Source organism: Micromonospora sp. NBC_01405 (genome assembly GCF_045040155.1).
GTDB lineage: Bacteria > Actinomycetota > Actinomycetes > Mycobacteriales > Micromonosporaceae > Micromonospora.
This window is the reverse complement of record NZ_CP109532.1, coordinates 4,117,757-4,132,585: the sequence shown is the minus strand read 5'-3', so window position 1 is coordinate 4,132,585 and position 14,829 is coordinate 4,117,757. Positions and strand designations below refer to the sequence as shown.

Here is a 14,829-nt window from a genome sequence, read left to right as displayed (position 1 = left end):
CCGGCCACAACGCAGGCCATCCTCAATCCTGACAGGTACGATCCGCTCCGCCCACATCACCCCGCCCCAGCAGTACGCCGGCGAGCCGCACTGCCTGCAACGGTGGTCGTCACGTCGGTCGAGCACGGCCTCTGACCGGGCCTGACCTGCGTGATCACCTTCACGGTTCGGCGGTCGTGGGACGGGTAGGTAACTCCGGCACGAGGCGCCAGACGCCGCAGCTACGCTCAGTACGCTCATCGCGGTGGACCCGCCAGCACCCGGAGGTGGCCGAACGTGACCGTCCGCAGTTCCTTTGTCGTAGTAGCGAATCGACTACCGGTCGACGAGGTGAACACCCCGGAGGGGCGGCAGTGGCGCCGCAGCCCCGGCGGTCTGGTCACCGCGTTGCACCCCGTCCTCGCGGAGCACCAGGGCACGTGGGTGGGCTGGGCCGGCGGCACGGGCGCCGCCCCGGAGCCGTTCGACCTGGAGGGGATCCGGCTGCACCCGGTGCCACTGAGCGCCGACGAGCTCGAACGCTACTACGAGGGCCAGTCGAACGCGACGATCTGGCCGCTCTACCACGACGCGGTGGAGACCCCGGCGTACAAGCGCCGCTGGCGCGAGGCGTACCGGCTGGTCAACGCGCGGTTCGCGGAGGCCGCGGCGGAGGTCGCGGCCGAGGGCGCGACGGTCTGGGTGCAGGACTACCAGCTCCAGCTGGTGCCGGCGATGCTCCGCGAGCTGCGCCCCGACCTGCGGATCGGCTTCTTCCTGCACATCCCGTTCCCGCCGATCGAGCTGTTCATGCAGATGCCGTTCCGCGCCGAGATCCTGCGCGGGCTGCTCGGGGCGGACCTGGTCGGCTTCCAGCAGCGGCTGGCCGCGCAGAACTTCGTCCGGCTGGCCCGGCACCTGCTCGGGCTGCGCTACGAGGGGCAGATGATCCAGGTCGACGGCCGACAGGTGAAGGCGGGCGCCTTCCCCATCTCCATCGAGACGAAGGAGATGGAGCGGCTGGCGGAGGACCCGGCGATCCAGGCCCGGGCCAAGCAGATCCGCGAGGAGTTGGGCAACCCGAAGACGATCATCCTGGGAGTCGACCGTCTGGACTACACGAAGGGCATCGAGCTCCGACTCAAGGCCTTCCGCGAACTTCTTGCTGACGGAAAGTTGACAGTTCCGGAGGCGGTTATGGTGCAGGTCGCCACCCCGAGCCGCGAGCGGGTGGAGCACTACCAGGCGCTACGAGTCAAGGTCGAACGTGAAGTTGGCCGAATTAATGGCGAATTTGGCAGGGTCGGCGTGCCTGCGGTGCATTACCTGCACCAGTCGTACAGTCGCAGTGAACTGGCGGCCATGTATGTGGCCGCCGACGTGATGATGGTGACCCCCCTTCGAGACGGAATGAATCTGGTGGCTAAGGAGTACGTCGCATCGCGCGCCGACCAGGGCGGCGCGCTCGTGCTCAGTGAGTTCGCCGGCGCCGCCACCGAGCTGCGCCAGGCGTTTTTGTGTAACCCGCACGACCCCGACGCGGTCAAGGACGCGTTGCTCAAGGCCGTGCACGTGGAGAAGCCCGAGGCCCGCCGACGCATGCGTGTCATGCAGCGGCACCTGCGTACCCACGACGTGGGGCACTGGGCGAAGTCGTTCCTCACCGAGCTCGGTGTGCCTGATTCGGAGGCTGCGTGAACACGTCCGTCCACGACGGAGCGGCCGTGGCCGCGGAAGTGCTGGATCCGGCGCTTAGGGCCGCAATCGGCCGGATAGCCAGGGTCCCCCAGCTCCTGGTCGCCTGCGACTACGACGGCACCCTCGCGCCGATCGTGGAGGACCCGAGCAAGGCCGTGCCACTGCCCGAGTCCGTCGCCGCCGTCCGGGCGCTCGCCGCCCTGCCGCAGACCACCGTCGCGGTGGTCTCCGGCCGGGCGCTGCGCGACCTGGCCGCGCTGTCCCGGCTGCCCAGCGAGGTGCACCTCGTCGGCAGCCACGGCTCCGAGTTCGACATCGGCTTCGTCGAGCGGCTCTCCCCCGAGCTGGTCGCCGTGCGCACCCGGCTGCGCGACACGCTGCGTGAGATCGCCAGCGCCCACCCCGGGATCCGGCTGGAGCGCAAGCCGGCCAGCGTCGCGGTGCACACCCGCGGGCTCGACCCGCGGGTGGCCGCCGCCGCCGTCGAGGCCGTCCGCAAGGGCCCCGCCACCTGGGACGGCGTCACCGTCACCCAGGGCAAGGAGGTCATCGAGCTGTCCGTGGTGGCGACCCACAAGGGCACCGCCGTCGACCAGCTCCGCACCCAACTCTCGGCCAGCGCGGTGCTGTTCATCGGCGACGACGTCACCGATGAGAACGCCTTCGGCAACCTGCACGGGCCCGACATGGGCATCAAGATCGGTATCGGGGAGACGAAGGCCGACTACCGGGTCGCCGAGCCGATCGAGGCCGCCCGCGCGCTCGGCCTGCTGCTGGAGACCCGGCGGCACTGGCTCTTCGGCGAGCGGGCCGTGCCGATCGAGCGGCACTCGATGCTCGCCAACGGGCGTACCGTCGCGCTGCTCACCCCCGACGCCAAGGTCAGCTGGCTCTGCCACCCCAAGCCCGACTCGGCGGCGATCTTCGCCGACCTGGTCGGCGGCAGCCCCGCCGGGCACTTCAGCGTCTCCCCCGAGCGCGGCGGCATCCCCCTCGGCCAGCGCTACCGCTCCGGCACGATGACCGTGGAGACCCGCTGGTCGGGCCTCACGGTCACCGACTGGCTGGACAAGCCGGCCAGGGAGACCACCCCGGACGGCCCGGCGGTCGTCACCGGCGACTCGACCCTGGTCCGGGTGCTCACCGGCTCCGGGCGGGTCCGGGTGGAGTTCGCCCCCCGGCCCGAGTTCGGCCAGGTGGCCACGCAGCTCCAGCCGGTCGGCGACGGCCTGCTGGTGCTCGGCTCCAACGAGCCGGTCGCGCTCTACTCCCCCGGGGTGCAGTGGGAGGTCAGCAACGACGGCGGGTACGAGACGGCCAAGGCCGTCGTCGATCTCTCCGCCGCCGGCGGGCAGGTCGTGCTGGAGCTGCGCTTCGCCACGCACAGCCTGGAGCACCACCGGCTGCCGGTCCACGAGCGGCAGGCCGCGGCCGAGCAGCCGTGGAAGGACTGGGTGGCCTCGCTGCGGCTACCCACCACCGCCCGGGACCTGGTCGCCCGCAGCGCGCTGACCCTGCGCGGGCTCTGCCACGAGGCGACCGGCTCGATCCTCGCCGCGGCGACCACCTCGCTGCCCGAGGAGCTGGGCGGCGTCCGGAACTGGGACTACCGGTACTGCTGGCTGCGCGACGCGTCGATGACCGCGCGGGCGCTGGTGGACCTCGGCTCCCTGGAGGAGGCCGAGGCGCTGCTGCGCTGGGTGGACGGCTGCATCGAGCGCACCGGCGGCCACCCCGAGCGGCTGCACCCGCTCTACACGGTCGACGGGTACGAGCTGGGCGCCGAGGCCGTGATCGACACCCTGCCCGGGTACGCCGGCTCCCGGCCGGTCCGGGTCGGCAACCTCGCCAACCACCAGCTCCAGCTCGACGTGTTCGGCCCGATCGCCGACCTGATCGCCGCCGTCGCCGACGCCCGAGGCTCGGTCCGCGAGGACGAGTGGCGGGTGCTGGAGAACATGGTCGAGGCGGTCCGCCGCCGCTGGCACGAGCCCGACCACGGCATCTGGGAGGCCCGCCTCCCTCCACGGCACCACATCTTCTCCAAGGTGATGTGCTGGATGACCGTCGACCGGGCGCTGCACGTGGTGCGCCAGCACGGCGGCGAGGACCGGGCGGAGTGGGTGGACCTGCGCGACCGGATCGGCGCCAACGTGCTGGAGCACGGCTGGCACGCCGACGTGGAGGCGTACAGCGTCGCGTACGGCGACGAGGACATGGACGCCTCGTCCCTGTGGATCGGCCTGTCCGGGCTGCTCCCGGGCGACGACCCGCGCTTCCTGTCCACCGTGCTCAAGATCGAGGCGGACCTGCGCAGCGGCCCGGTCGTCTACCGGTACCACTGGGACGACGGCCTGCCGGGGCGCGAGGGCGGCTTCCACATCTGCACGGCGTGGCTGATCGAGGCGTACCTGCGCACCGGCCGGCGCACCGACGCGGAGGAGCTGTTCACCCAGATGGTCGACACGGCAGGCCCGACGGGGCTGCTCCCCGAGCAGTACGACCCGCTGGCCGAGCGCGGGCTGGGCAACCACCCGCAGGCCTACAGCCACCTCGGCCTGATCCGCTGCGCTCTGCTGCTGGACAACATGCTCAAGCAGTGACCTGACCGCGACGGCGGCCGGAGACCCACGTCTCCGGCCGCCGTCGCGTGTGCGGGGTAACCCCTACCGATCCCTGCCCCCACCCCAGCAGCACCACAGGATTCATTTACATACATCACTTGCCCTGTTTGACTGCGAGCGGCGGCGTCGAAATCGACGAGGTCGAATTCTTGTCGGTTACCAGGACGGAGATGCGCTGGTGAACAGGGTGATGAAGGCCCTACGTGGGGTCGGCGCGGCGCTGAGCGCCGTGCTGGTGGTCGGCGGGGTCGTGGTGGTCGGACCCACGCCGGCCTCGGCCGCGAACTACTACTACGAGCTGCCCTACCCGGCGGGTGAGTCCTACCGGGTGACCCAGGGGCCGGAGGGCACCTATTCGCACGTCGGCCCCTACAACGAGTACGCCTGGGACTTCGGGCTCCCGGCGAACTACGAGGTCTCCGCCGCGCAGGCCGGCACCATCCTCATCTCGGACTGGTCGGTGTACCCGGGCAACGGCATCGAGGTGATGATCCGGCACTCGAACGGCCAGTGCTCCCACTACATCCACCTGAACCAGGCGATTTACAACACCGGCGACTGGGTCCCGCAGGGCCGGATCATCGGCTCGTCGGGCGCCACCGGCAACGCCACCGGGGCGCACCTGCACTTCCAGGTCATCAACTGCAACACCCGGGTGGGCCTCCCCGCCACACTCCAGGGCTGGTCGCCGCCCACCGGCTCCTGGCCGGTGAGCGTCAACAGCCGCGCCTGACCACCACCGAGGGGCTGACCCGCCGGCGGGTCAGCCCCTGCCGAGGGGTTCAGCCGTCGAGCGTCCCCACCACGTCGCCGACGAGCACCACGGCCGGCGGCCGGAGCCCTTCGGCGACCACGTCGGCGGCCACCGCGCCGAGCGTCGACCGGAGCACCCGCTGCCCGCCGGTCGTCCCCTCCTGCACCACGGCGGCCGGGGTCTGCGCGGGCCGGCCGTGGGCGAGGAGGGTCTCGGTGATCGCGGCCAGGTTCTTCAGGCCCATCAGGATCACCAGCGTGCCGCGCAGCCCGGCGAGGGCGTCCCAGCGCACCAGGGAGGCCGGCGAGTCGGGCGCGACGTGCCCGGAGACCACGGTGAACTCGTGCGCCACCGCGCGGTGGGTGACCGGGATGCCGGCCGCTGCCGGGGCGGCGATCGCGCTGGTCACCCCGGGAACCACGGTCACCGGCACCCCGGCCGCCGCGCAGGCCAGCAACTCCTCGCCGCCCCGACCGAAGACGTACGGGTCGCCGCCCTTGAGCCGGACCACGAACGCGCCGGCCAGCGCCCGGTCGACGAGGATGCGGTTGATCTCCTCCTGGGCCCGGGACGGCCCGTACGGGATCTTCGAGGCGTCCACCAGCTCGACGCCCGCGCGCAGCTCGTCCAGGAGCAGCCCGGGCACCAGCCGGTCGGCGACCACCACGTCGGCCTCGGTGAGCAGCCGCCACCCCTTTACGGTGATCAGCTCCCGGTCGCCCGGCCCGGCCCCGACCAGCGCCACCCGGCCGACGGTCGGCTCCCGCCCTCCGGGGGTGTCGACGGGGGACCGCTGCCCTACCGAATCCGTGCCCTTCCCCGCACTCAGCAGGGCGCGGACGGCGTCGCGGACCGACATGGCCCGGCGGGGGTCGCCGCCGCCGAGGACGGCGACGGTGACCGGGCCGTGCCGGGTGACGGCGGGGGTCCAGGCGGTGGCGGCGGCCCGGTCGTCGGCGCGGACGCAGAAGATCCGGCGCTCGGCTGCGGCGTCGCTGACCGCCGCCGCGGCGGCCCGGTCGTCGATGGCGGTCTGGACCAGCCAGGCGCCGTCCAGGTCGCCGGGGGCGAAGCGGCGCGGCTCCCAGCGCAGCCGGCCGGCGTCGACGTGGGCGCGCAGGGCCGGGGTCAGCTCCGGCGAGACCAGCAGGACGTCCGCGCCCGCGTCGAGCAGCGCCGGCACCCGCCGGGTGGCCACCGCTCCCCCGCCCACCACGACCACCCGCCGGCCGGCCAGCCGCAGCCCGAGCGGGTACGGGCTGCTCACTTCTCGGCCACCCCGGCAGAGTCGAAGGTGGCCACCTCGTGCAGCACCCGGACCGCGCCGGTGACCACCGGCAGGGCGAGCAGCGCGCCGGTGCCCTCGCCGAGGCGCAGCCCGAGGTCGATCAGCGGATCGAGCCCGAGGTGGCGCAGCGCGGCCGTGGCGCCCGGCTCGGCCGAGCGGTGCCCGGCGACCATCGCGCCCACCGCGTCCGGGGCGAACGCGGCGGCGGCGAGCGCGGCGCTGACCGCGATCACCCCGTCGAGCAGCACCGGCACCCGGCGGGCGGCGGCACCGAGGATCAGCCCGGCCAGGGCGGCGTGCTCCAGGCCGCCGACGGCGGCGAGCACGCCGAGCGGGTCGGCCGGATCGGGGGCGTGCCGGGTCAGCGCCGCCCGGACCACGTCGATCTTCCGGGCGTACGTCGGGTCGTCCACCCCGGTGCCCCGGCCGGTCACCTCGGCCGGGTCGACGCCGGTGAACGCGGCGACCAACGCGGCGGCCGGGGTGGTGTTGCCGATGCCCATGTCCCCGGTGAGCAGGATGCCCGCACCGGCGTCGATCAGCTCGCGGGCGATCCGGATGCCGGTCTCCACGGCGGCGCGGGCCTCGTCGCGGGTGAGGGCGGCGGTCACGGCGAGATCCCGGGTGCCGCGCCGCACGTTCGCCGCCACGAGCCGGGGCTCGGCGGAGTTCACCCCGCCGCGGGAGGTCGCGGCACCGTCCGACGGGGCGGGCGGCAGCGGGGTGGCGACGCCGACGTCGATCACGGTGACCGAGGCGCCGGCCTGCCGGGCGAACGCGTTGACCACCGCCCCGCCGGCCAGGAAGTTGCCGATCATCTGCGCGGTGACCTCCTGCGGCCAGGGGGTCACCCCCTGGGCGTGCACACCGTGGTCGCCCGCGAAGATCGCCACGGCGGCCGGCTCGGGCAGCGGCGGGGGGCAGGCGGCGGCCAGGCCGGCGAGCCGGACGGAGAGTTCCTCCAGGGCACCGAGCGAGCCGGCCGGCTTGGTCAGCCGGCCGTGCAGCTCCCCGGCGGCGACCATCGCCGGCTCGTTGAGCGGCCGGATCGCCGCGATCGTGGACTCGAGCATCATGCCTCCAGGATCTCCGCCAGTACCTCGGTGAACGCGTCGATGGTGGCCCGGTCGCGCACGGCCACCCGCAGCCAGTCGGGGCCGAGGCCGGGGAAGGTGTCGCCCCGGCGTACCGCCCAGCCGCGCTCGCGCAGGCGCTGCCGCACCTCGGCCGCGCCGGGCAGGTGGACCAGCACGAACGCGCTGGCCGGGCGGCCCGCGACGCGTACCCCGGGCAGGGCCGACAGGCGGGCGGCCAGGTGGTCGCGGTCGGCGGCCAGCCCGGCGGCGATCGCGCGCTCGGCCGCGACGGCGGCCGGGGACGCGCAGGCGGTGGCGGCGGCGAGCGCCGGGGTGGAGACCGCCCAGAGCGGCTGCGCCGCGGCCAGCCGGGCCAGCAGGGCGGCGTCGCCGAGCAGGTAGCCGATCCGCAGCCCGGCGAGCCCCCAGGTCTTGGTGAGGCTGCGCACCACGACCAGGCCGGGCAGGTCCCGGCGGGCGGCCAGGGACTCCGGCTCCCCCGGCACGTCGGGGGCGGCGGTGGTGTCGGCGAACGCCTCGTCGACGACGAGGACGCGGCCGGGACGGGCCAGCGCGGCGAGCTCGGCGGCCGGGTGCAGCACGGAGGTCGGGTTGGTCGGGTTGCCGATCATGACGAGGTCGGCGTCGTCCGGCACCCGGGCAGGGTCGAGCCGGAAGCCCTCGGCCGGATCGAGCAGCACCCGCTCGACGTCGTGCCCGGCGGCCCGCAGCGCGGCCTCCGGCTCGGTGAACTGGGGGTGCACGACCACCGGCCGGCGCACCCCGGTCAGGGCCCTGGCGAGCAGCACGAACCCCTCGGCCGCCCCGGCGGTGAGCAGTACCTCCTCCGGGGGACGCCCGTGCCGGCCGGCGACGGCCGCGCGCGCCACCCGGTTGTCCGGGTACGCGGCCAGGTCGCCCAGCGCGGCGGTGATCGGCTCGGCCAGCCAGTCCGGCATCGGGGCCCGCCGCACGTTGACCGCCAGGTCGACCAGGCCGTCGCCGACCTCGGCGTCCCCGTGGTGGCCGAGGTCCGGCTCATCCCGGGTGGGGGTCGTCGAAGCCGGCTGAGCACGCATGTCCGCGATCCTGCCGGGAAGCCGCCGTTCGGGACAGCGCATCCCGGGGTGGGCCGCGTCACCACCCGCCGACCCGGCTTCCGGTTTATGAGTTCTTCTCATTTCTGAATCGGAAATGTCATAGCTTGACCCTGTGAGCAACCGACCCCTTGCTGGCGCTGGTCGTCTCGTCCCTCTCCTGCGTGCCGGGCTGATCGCGGGCATCGTGATCGCCGGGGCCCTCTACCCGCTGGCCGCCGTCACCGGGCTCGGCGCCAAGGCCACCGCGCACGCCGTGGAACAGAAGACGGACATCCTGCGCACCGCGCTGCCCGCCGAGACCTCCTACCTGTACGCGCCCGACGGCAGAACCGTGCTGACGATGTTCTACGAGGAGTACCGGCGCTACACCAAGCTGTCGGACATGTCCCCGAACATCCAGCAGGCCATCGTGGCCGCCGAGGACAGCCGCTTCTACCAGCATCACGGCGTCGACCCGAAGGGCGTGGCCCGGGCCTTCGTGGCCAACTCCCGCTCCGGCGGGGTGTCCCAGGGCGCGTCGACCCTGACCATGCAGTTCGTCCGGATGGCCCTGCGCGACAGCGCCCGGACCCCGAAGGAGGTCCAGGAGGCCACCCAGCAGACCAGCCTGCGCAAGGTCAAGGAGATGCGGATGGCCCTGGACGTGGAGAAGGAGCTGAGCAAGGAGGAGATCCTGGAGCGCTACCTGAACTCCGCGTACTTCGGCCACCGGGCGTACGGCATCTACGCCGCCGCGCAGATCTTCTTCTCCAAGACGCCGGCCACCCTCACCCAGGCCGAGGCGGCCACCCTCGCCGGACTGGTCAAGTCCCCGTCGGAGTACGACCCCGTCACCTCCGACCAGAAGGACGCCACCGGGCGGCGCAACTACGTGCTCGACCGGATGACCCAGCTCGGATACCTCTCGCCGGACGCCACCACCGCGGCGAAGGCCGAGCCGATCCGGCTACAGCTGACCGACCCGCCGAACGACTGCGCCTCGCTGCCCGAGAAGTACAACAGCTGGGGCTTCGCCTGCGACTACCTCAAGAACTGGTGGAGCGCGCAGCCGGCGTTCGGCGAGAACCGGCTGGAACGGATGGACAAGCTGCGCCGGGGCGGCTACCGGATCGTGCTCAGCATCGACCCGAAGATGCAGGAGGCGGCCGAGAACAACGTCGGGGCCAAGGACAGCACCGGCAGCCCGTTCGCCAACGGCATCGTGCTCGCCGAGCCGGGGACCGGGCGGGTGAAGGCGATGGCGGTGAACCGGAACTACTCGCTGGACGTCAGCGAGAACGGGCTCAGCTCGAACCCGGAGGCCGGCCCGAAGGTGAAGGCGAACTACCCGAACACGGTGGCCCCGCTGCTCGGCGGCGGCGACCTGCCCGGGTACCAGGCCGGGTCGACCTTCAAGATGTTCCCGATGCTGGCCGCGCTCAACGCCGGCATGCCGCTGTCCACCGCGTACGACTCGCCATACAGGTACCAGTCGGCGATCTACGACGGCTGGGCGCCGTCCAACGCCAGCGGCGCGATGACCGGTCGGCAGACCATGTGGTCCGGCTTCGGCAAGTCGGTGAACACGTACTTCGTCCAACTGGAGGAGAAGGTCGGGGCGGACGCGGCGGTCCGGCTCGCCGAGCAGCTCGGGCTGCGCTGGCGCACCGACGTCGACCGGGAGCAGGCGTCACCCGGCAAGGTGAAGAAGTGGGGCGCGTTCACCCTGGGCGTCTCCGACGCCACGCCGCTGGAGATGTCGAACGCCTACGCCGCGATCGCCGCCGACGGCCGGTACTGCGAGTCGATGCCGGTGCAGTCGATCAGCAACCGGGACGGCAACCCGACGACGTACACCACGGTCGGCGGGATCACGCGGGAGGTCGCCAAGCCGCGCTGCCGACAGGTGGTCAACGCGGACGCCGCCCGAGCCGCCACCGACGCCGCCCGCTGCCCGACCGGGGACACCCCGGCGAAGGGCGGCTGCGGGGGCTGGTCGACGGCGGACAGCGTGCGGGGCACCGTGGGGCGGCCGGTGGCCGGCAAGACGGGCACCACGGACAGCACCCGGGCGGCCTGGTTCGTCGGATACACCCCGGAACTGGCGGCGGCGAGCTTCATCGCCGACCCGGACAACCCGTTCAACGCGGTGGGCGACGGCCAGTCCCAGATCCCGGTCAACGCGGTCGCCCAGACCCTCCGCGACGCCCTCAAGGGCCAGCCCACCCGCCAGTTCACCCCACCCTCCGACGCAATAGTCGGCTGACCCAGCGGGCCGGCGGGCCACGCCCGGGTGGACTGCCGGGCCGTGGTGGGCTGCCGCGGACCAGTGGTGGCCGTCATACGGGTAGCCTCAACGCGTGTACCGGTTCCTCCTGACGCCACGCTGGCTGGGCATCCTCGCACTGACCATGGTCGCTGCGGCCGTGATGGTGATGCTCGGCAACTGGCAGATGGACCGGTACGAGGGCCGGACGGTGATCAACGAGCGGATCGACGCCGGCGAGCGGATGACCCCGGCGCCGCTGCGGGACGCCGTGCCCGCGCCGAGCGGGGGCGCCGGCACCGCCGGCCCGGCCCCCGCCGACGAGGCCACCTGGACCAGGGTCACCGCGACCGGGCGGTACGACACTGCGAACATCGTGCTGGTGCGCGGCCGGACGGTCGACAACCGGGTCGGCTTCGAGGTGGTCACCCCGCTGGTCCTCGCCGACGGCACGGCCGTGCTCGTCGACCAGGGCTGGGTGCCGCCTGCGCCCGGCGGGGCCCTGGCCCAGCCGCAGCTTCCGCCGGTGCCCCAGGGCGAGGTGACCGTGGTGGGCCGGGTGCACCCGACCGAGAGCGGCGGCGGGGCCGTCGACCGGCGCGAGGGCCGGCTGGAGACCCGCCGGATCGCCGTCCCCCGGCTGGCCGGCAAGCTGCCGTACCCGGTGCACGGCGCGTACGTCCTGCTGGACGAGCAGACGCCGGCCGCCGACCCGCTGTTCCGGGCGGTGCCGATCGGGCACACCAACAACTGGCAGAACCTCGGGTACGTGGTGCAGTGGTGGCTGTTCGCCGCCATGACGCTCTTCGGCTACGGCTGGGTGGCCCGGCGGGAGGCCCGCCGGATGGCCGGGCTGGACGAACCGGGCAAGCCGCTCGACCGAGCCGCCGAGCCCACGCCCACGACGCCCACCGCCCCGGCCTGACACCTGCGGGAGCGGTCCGCCGTGATCGACTCGGTGTCGTCGACATCGCCGGCTCACGAGCGCGGGACGACGCGATGTCGACGATCCGGAGTGATGTCCGACCAGCTACCGGACGGTCGGCGGACCCGCGACCCGGCGGAACGTTGTAGTGTCCGCGGGTGATCAACTCCCGTGGGGGGTCACGGTGACCCCTGATCCCACGCCACCGCCGCACCCGGAGCCGTCGCCCCCGGGACACCCGCCGGAGCCGATGACGGCACACCCGTCGACCGATCCCTGGGCGGTCACGCCCCGGTCGACGACGTACTCGACCCCGCCGGCAGGGTTCCCGGCCGCGGCCGACCCGTTCGCCGCTGCCCCGCCCGCCGCGCTGCCCGCCACCCGACCGTTCCCCGCCGCGTCGGGCGACCAGGTCCCGGCAGCCCCGCACTCCGCGCTGCCGGACCCGTACTCCACTCCGCCGGCTCAGTACTCGGCACCGCCGGACCCGTACTCCACTCCGCCGGCTCAGTACTCGGCACCGCCGGACCCGTACTCCACTCCGCCGGCTCAGTACTCGGCACCGCCGGACCTGTACTCGGCACCGCCGGCTCAGTACTCGGCACCACCGAGCCCGTACTCCGCGCCGCCGAGCCCGTACTCCGCACCGCCAGACCCCTACTCCGCGCCGCCGGTCGCCGTGCGGCCCGGGCCGCACCCGCCCGTGATGGCGCTGCCGACCGCGGCCCCGGGCGGTCCGCAGTACGTGACGCCGTCCGCCGTGGCGGTGCAGATCGGCGAGATCATGGTCACGCCGCCGGAGATCCGTACGCCCGCCGGCGTGCTGCCCCTGGCCGGGGCGCAGTGGCACGTCGCCGACTACTGGCAGAAGGAGGAGAAGATCGCCCCCTGGGCGATCGTCTGCGCCGTCCTCGGGTTCTTCTGCCTCACCATCTTCAGCCTGCTCTTCCTGCTGATCAAGGAGACCCGGCACCACGGCACCGTGCAGGTCACGGTCACCAGCGGGCCCCGGCAGTACGTGGCCCGCATCCCCGTCACCGACCAGGGTCAGGTCATGCACGTCAACAACCAGGTCAACTACGCCCGGTCCCTGTCGATGCGCTGAACCCCGACGCCGCCGCCCCGGGGCCCCCGTCGCCCGACAGTGCCCTGTCGCCGGGGTGGCCCCGGGCCGGTCAGGTGCGGCGGCCGGCGTGGATGGCCCGGACCGAGTCGATCGTGTCCGCCTCGGCGGCGGTCTTGTCGCTGCGGTAGCGGACCACGCGGGCGAAGCGCAGCGCCATCCCGCCCGGGTAGCGGGAGCTGGCCTGCACACCGTCGAAGGCGATTTCCACGACCTGCTCGGGGCGGACCCGGACCACCCAGTCGCCCCGCTCCACGGCGAGGGCGAGGAACCGCTCGGTCTGCCAGCGCAGCACCTCGTCGGTGAGCCCTTTGAACGTCTTGCCGAGCATGACGAACTCGCCGCTGCCCGGGTCCCGCGCGCCGAGGTGCAGGTTCGACAGCCACCCGCTGCGCCGGCCGCTGCCCCACTCCACCGCGAGCACCACCAGGTCGAGGGTGTGCCGGGGTTTCACCTTCACCCAGGCCGCGCCGCGCCGCCCGGCGTCGTAGGGTGCGTCGAGGGACTTGACCACCACCCCCTCCTGGCCGGCGTCCAGGGCGGCGGCGAAGGCCGCCCCGGCCGGCTCCGGGCCGTCGACCTCCACCCGCCCGACCAGCAACGTCGGGTCGACGGCCCCGGCCAGCGCCGCCCACCGCTCCCGGCCGGGCCGGTCGACCAGGTCCTCCCCGTCGAGGTGCAGCAGGTCGAAGAAGTACGGCGTCAGCACCGCCTCGCCGGTGGTCCCCGCGGCGGCGAGGACCACCGGTGCGACCGGGGCGGGGCCGGTGTTGCTCGGCGTGGTGCGGCGGGCGGCCCGGCCGGACGTCTGTTGGAACGGCAGCGGCCGGCCGGTGGCGTCCAGCCCGATCGCCTCGCCGTCGAGCACCAACTGCCGGGCGGGTAACGCCCGGACGGCGGCGACCACCTCGGGCACCCGGGCGGTGATCTCGTCCAGGCTCCGGGTGAAGACGGCGATGTCGGAGCCGGCGCGGTGCACCTGGATGCGGATGCCGTCGAGCTTCACATCGACCACGGCGGGGATACCGGTCGCGGTCAGCGCCTCGTCGACAGAGGGGGCGCTCTGCGCCAGCATCGGGGCGAGCGGGCGGCCGACCTGGAGCCCGAAGTCGGCCAGCGCGACGGCACCGCCGCGCAGGGCGGCCACCGCGACCGCGCGCAGGTCACCAGCGAGCAGCAGGGCCCGGCGGACGGCGCCGATCGGCACGTCGGCGGCCCGGGCGACCGCGTCGGCGAGCAGCCCGGCCTGGGCGCCCTGGCGCAGCTCGCCGCTGAACAACCCGCGCAGCATGCGCTGCTCGTCGGCGGTGGCCGCGGCGAAGAGTGCGTCGAGCAACGCCCGGCGCCGGGCCTGGGAGCCGGGGCCGCGCACCGCCGCGATCTCGTCGACCGCGACGTCGACCGCGACGACGGTCAGGGTCGGCTCGGCGGCCGGCGGAGGCAGGTCGCGCAGGCTGGCCCAGCCGACACCGGTCTGGCGTTGTCGCAGCTCGCCGGCGAGCCAGCCCGCCCCGGCCGGAACCTCGGCCGGGTCGAGCGCCTTCAGGGCGGCGGCGAGCAACTCCACCTTGGCCCGCCGGCCGCTGGTGGCACCCACGGCGGCGGAGGTGGCCGCCAGGTCGAGGAACCGCACGCTCCCATCCTGCCAGCCACCCCCGACACCGCTGGGGATACGCGGCGGAGGCCGGAAGTTGCCGCTTCCGGCCGCCCAGCCGCCCCCCGACGCCGGGCCACTCCCCCCAGACCAGCCCGGCGACGACCTTGATCAGGCCGGAACGGGCTCCTCGATGCGCAGGCCGCGGGCGCGCACCTCGTCGGCGACCCGGGAGAGCACCGCGTCGAGCGCTACCAGGGCGGTGGAGAGATCACCGATCCGTTCCTTGAGCGTGTCCTCGGGCCACGCGGAGACGTCGATGTCCCCCAGAGCGCTGACGGCGGCCTCAAGCCGGGCCATCACCTCGTTCGTACTCATGTTCGAAACGCTATAACAGGCCAGCTCCCGACACGCCGAAAACGC

General features: G+C 73.7%; 11 protein-coding genes. 6 read left to right on the top strand and 5 right to left on the bottom strand.

All coding sequences use genetic code 11. The features are described from left to right. Positions 1-276: 276 nt before the first annotated feature. The 3 genes from OG559_RS17980 to OG559_RS17970 all read left to right on the top strand — a co-directional run bounded on the left by OG559_RS17980 (position 277) and on the right by OG559_RS17970 (position 5,034). Positions 277-1,677, top strand: a complete 1,401-nt coding sequence (locus OG559_RS17980; RefSeq protein ID WP_350886175.1) for a trehalose-6-phosphate synthase — start codon at positions 277-279, stop codon at positions 1,675-1,677. A gap of 26 nt (positions 1,678-1,703) precedes the next feature. Further along, entirely contained in the window at positions 1,704-4,280 is a 2,577-nt protein-coding gene (otsB, locus tag OG559_RS17975) for a trehalose-phosphatase (RefSeq protein WP_405105241.1), read from the top strand. Positions 4,281-4,479: 199 nt separating this feature from the next. Further along, entirely contained in the window at positions 4,480-5,034 is a 555-nt protein-coding gene (locus OG559_RS17970; RefSeq protein ID WP_405105239.1) for a M23 family metallopeptidase, read from the top strand. A 49-nt stretch (positions 5,035-5,083) separates the two neighbouring features. Here OG559_RS17970 and cobA read toward each other — a convergent pair whose 3' ends face one another. The 3 genes from cobA to cobC are packed head-to-tail and all read right to left on the bottom strand — an operon-like array spanning position 5,084 to position 8,498. After that, complete coding sequence (cobA, locus tag OG559_RS17965; protein ID WP_405105237.1) at positions 5,084-6,322, bottom strand: uroporphyrinogen-III C-methyltransferase; 1,239 nt, start codon at positions 6,320-6,322, stop codon at positions 5,084-5,086. Beyond that, a complete protein-coding gene (gene cobT, locus OG559_RS17960) occupies positions 6,319-7,416 on the bottom strand; it encodes a nicotinate-nucleotide--dimethylbenzimidazole phosphoribosyltransferase (protein ID WP_405116753.1) in 1,098 nt (365 codons plus the stop codon). The genes cobA and cobT overlap by 4 nt, the downstream gene beginning before the upstream one ends. Continuing rightward, complete coding sequence (gene cobC / locus OG559_RS17955; protein WP_405105235.1) at positions 7,416-8,498, bottom strand: Rv2231c family pyridoxal phosphate-dependent protein CobC; 1,083 nt, start codon at positions 8,496-8,498, stop codon at positions 7,416-7,418. The genes cobT and cobC overlap by 1 nt, the downstream gene beginning before the upstream one ends. A 133-nt stretch (positions 8,499-8,631) precedes the next feature. On the opposite strand from cobC, the gene OG559_RS17950 reads away from it, so the two are divergent. The 3 genes from OG559_RS17950 to OG559_RS17940 all read left to right on the top strand — a co-directional run bounded on the left by OG559_RS17950 (position 8,632) and on the right by OG559_RS17940 (position 12,794). After that, complete coding sequence (locus tag OG559_RS17950) at positions 8,632-10,764, top strand: transglycosylase domain-containing protein (RefSeq protein WP_405105233.1); 2,133 nt, start codon at positions 8,632-8,634, stop codon at positions 10,762-10,764. 145 nt (positions 10,765-10,909) lie between these two features. After that, the gene (locus tag OG559_RS17945; protein WP_405116750.1) at positions 10,910-11,689 is read left to right on the top strand and encodes an SURF1 family protein; all 780 of its coding nucleotides are present in this window, start codon (positions 10,910-10,912) and stop codon (positions 11,687-11,689) included. 184 nt (positions 11,690-11,873) lie between these two features. Next, entirely contained in the window at positions 11,874-12,794 is a 921-nt protein-coding gene (locus tag OG559_RS17940) for a hypothetical protein (RefSeq protein WP_405105231.1), read from the top strand. 70 nt (positions 12,795-12,864) lie between these two features. Here the strand turns inward: OG559_RS17940 and OG559_RS17935 are convergent, their stop codons facing one another. Together OG559_RS17935 and OG559_RS17930 are read right to left on the bottom strand one after the other, a co-directional pair. Then, positions 12,865-14,445, bottom strand: a complete 1,581-nt coding sequence (locus tag OG559_RS17935; protein WP_405105229.1) for an ATP-dependent DNA ligase — start codon at positions 14,443-14,445, stop codon at positions 12,865-12,867. Positions 14,446-14,577: 132 nt separating this feature from the next. Then, positions 14,578-14,784 (bottom strand): hypothetical protein, encoded by a 207-nt coding sequence (locus OG559_RS17930; RefSeq protein ID WP_350886162.1) that lies wholly within the window; start codon positions 14,782-14,784, stop codon positions 14,578-14,580. Positions 14,785-14,829 lie beyond the last annotated feature (45 nt).

Bases quoted from the DNA above. Each gene is read 5' to 3' on its own strand.
- cobT (WP_405116753.1), bottom strand. From the start codon at position 7,416: ATGCTCGAGTCCACGATCGCGGCGATCCGGCCGCTCAACGAGCCGGCG.
- cobC (WP_405105235.1), bottom strand. From the start codon at position 8,498: ATGCGTGCTCAGCCGGCTTCGACGACCCCCACCCGGGATGAGCCGGAC.
- OG559_RS17945 (WP_405116750.1), top strand. From the start codon at position 10,910: ATGGTCGCTGCGGCCGTGATGGTGATGCTCGGCAACTGGCAGATGGAC.
- OG559_RS17930 (WP_350886162.1), bottom strand. From the start codon at position 14,784: ATGAGTACGAACGAGGTGATGGCCCGGCTTGAGGCCGCCGTCAGCGCT.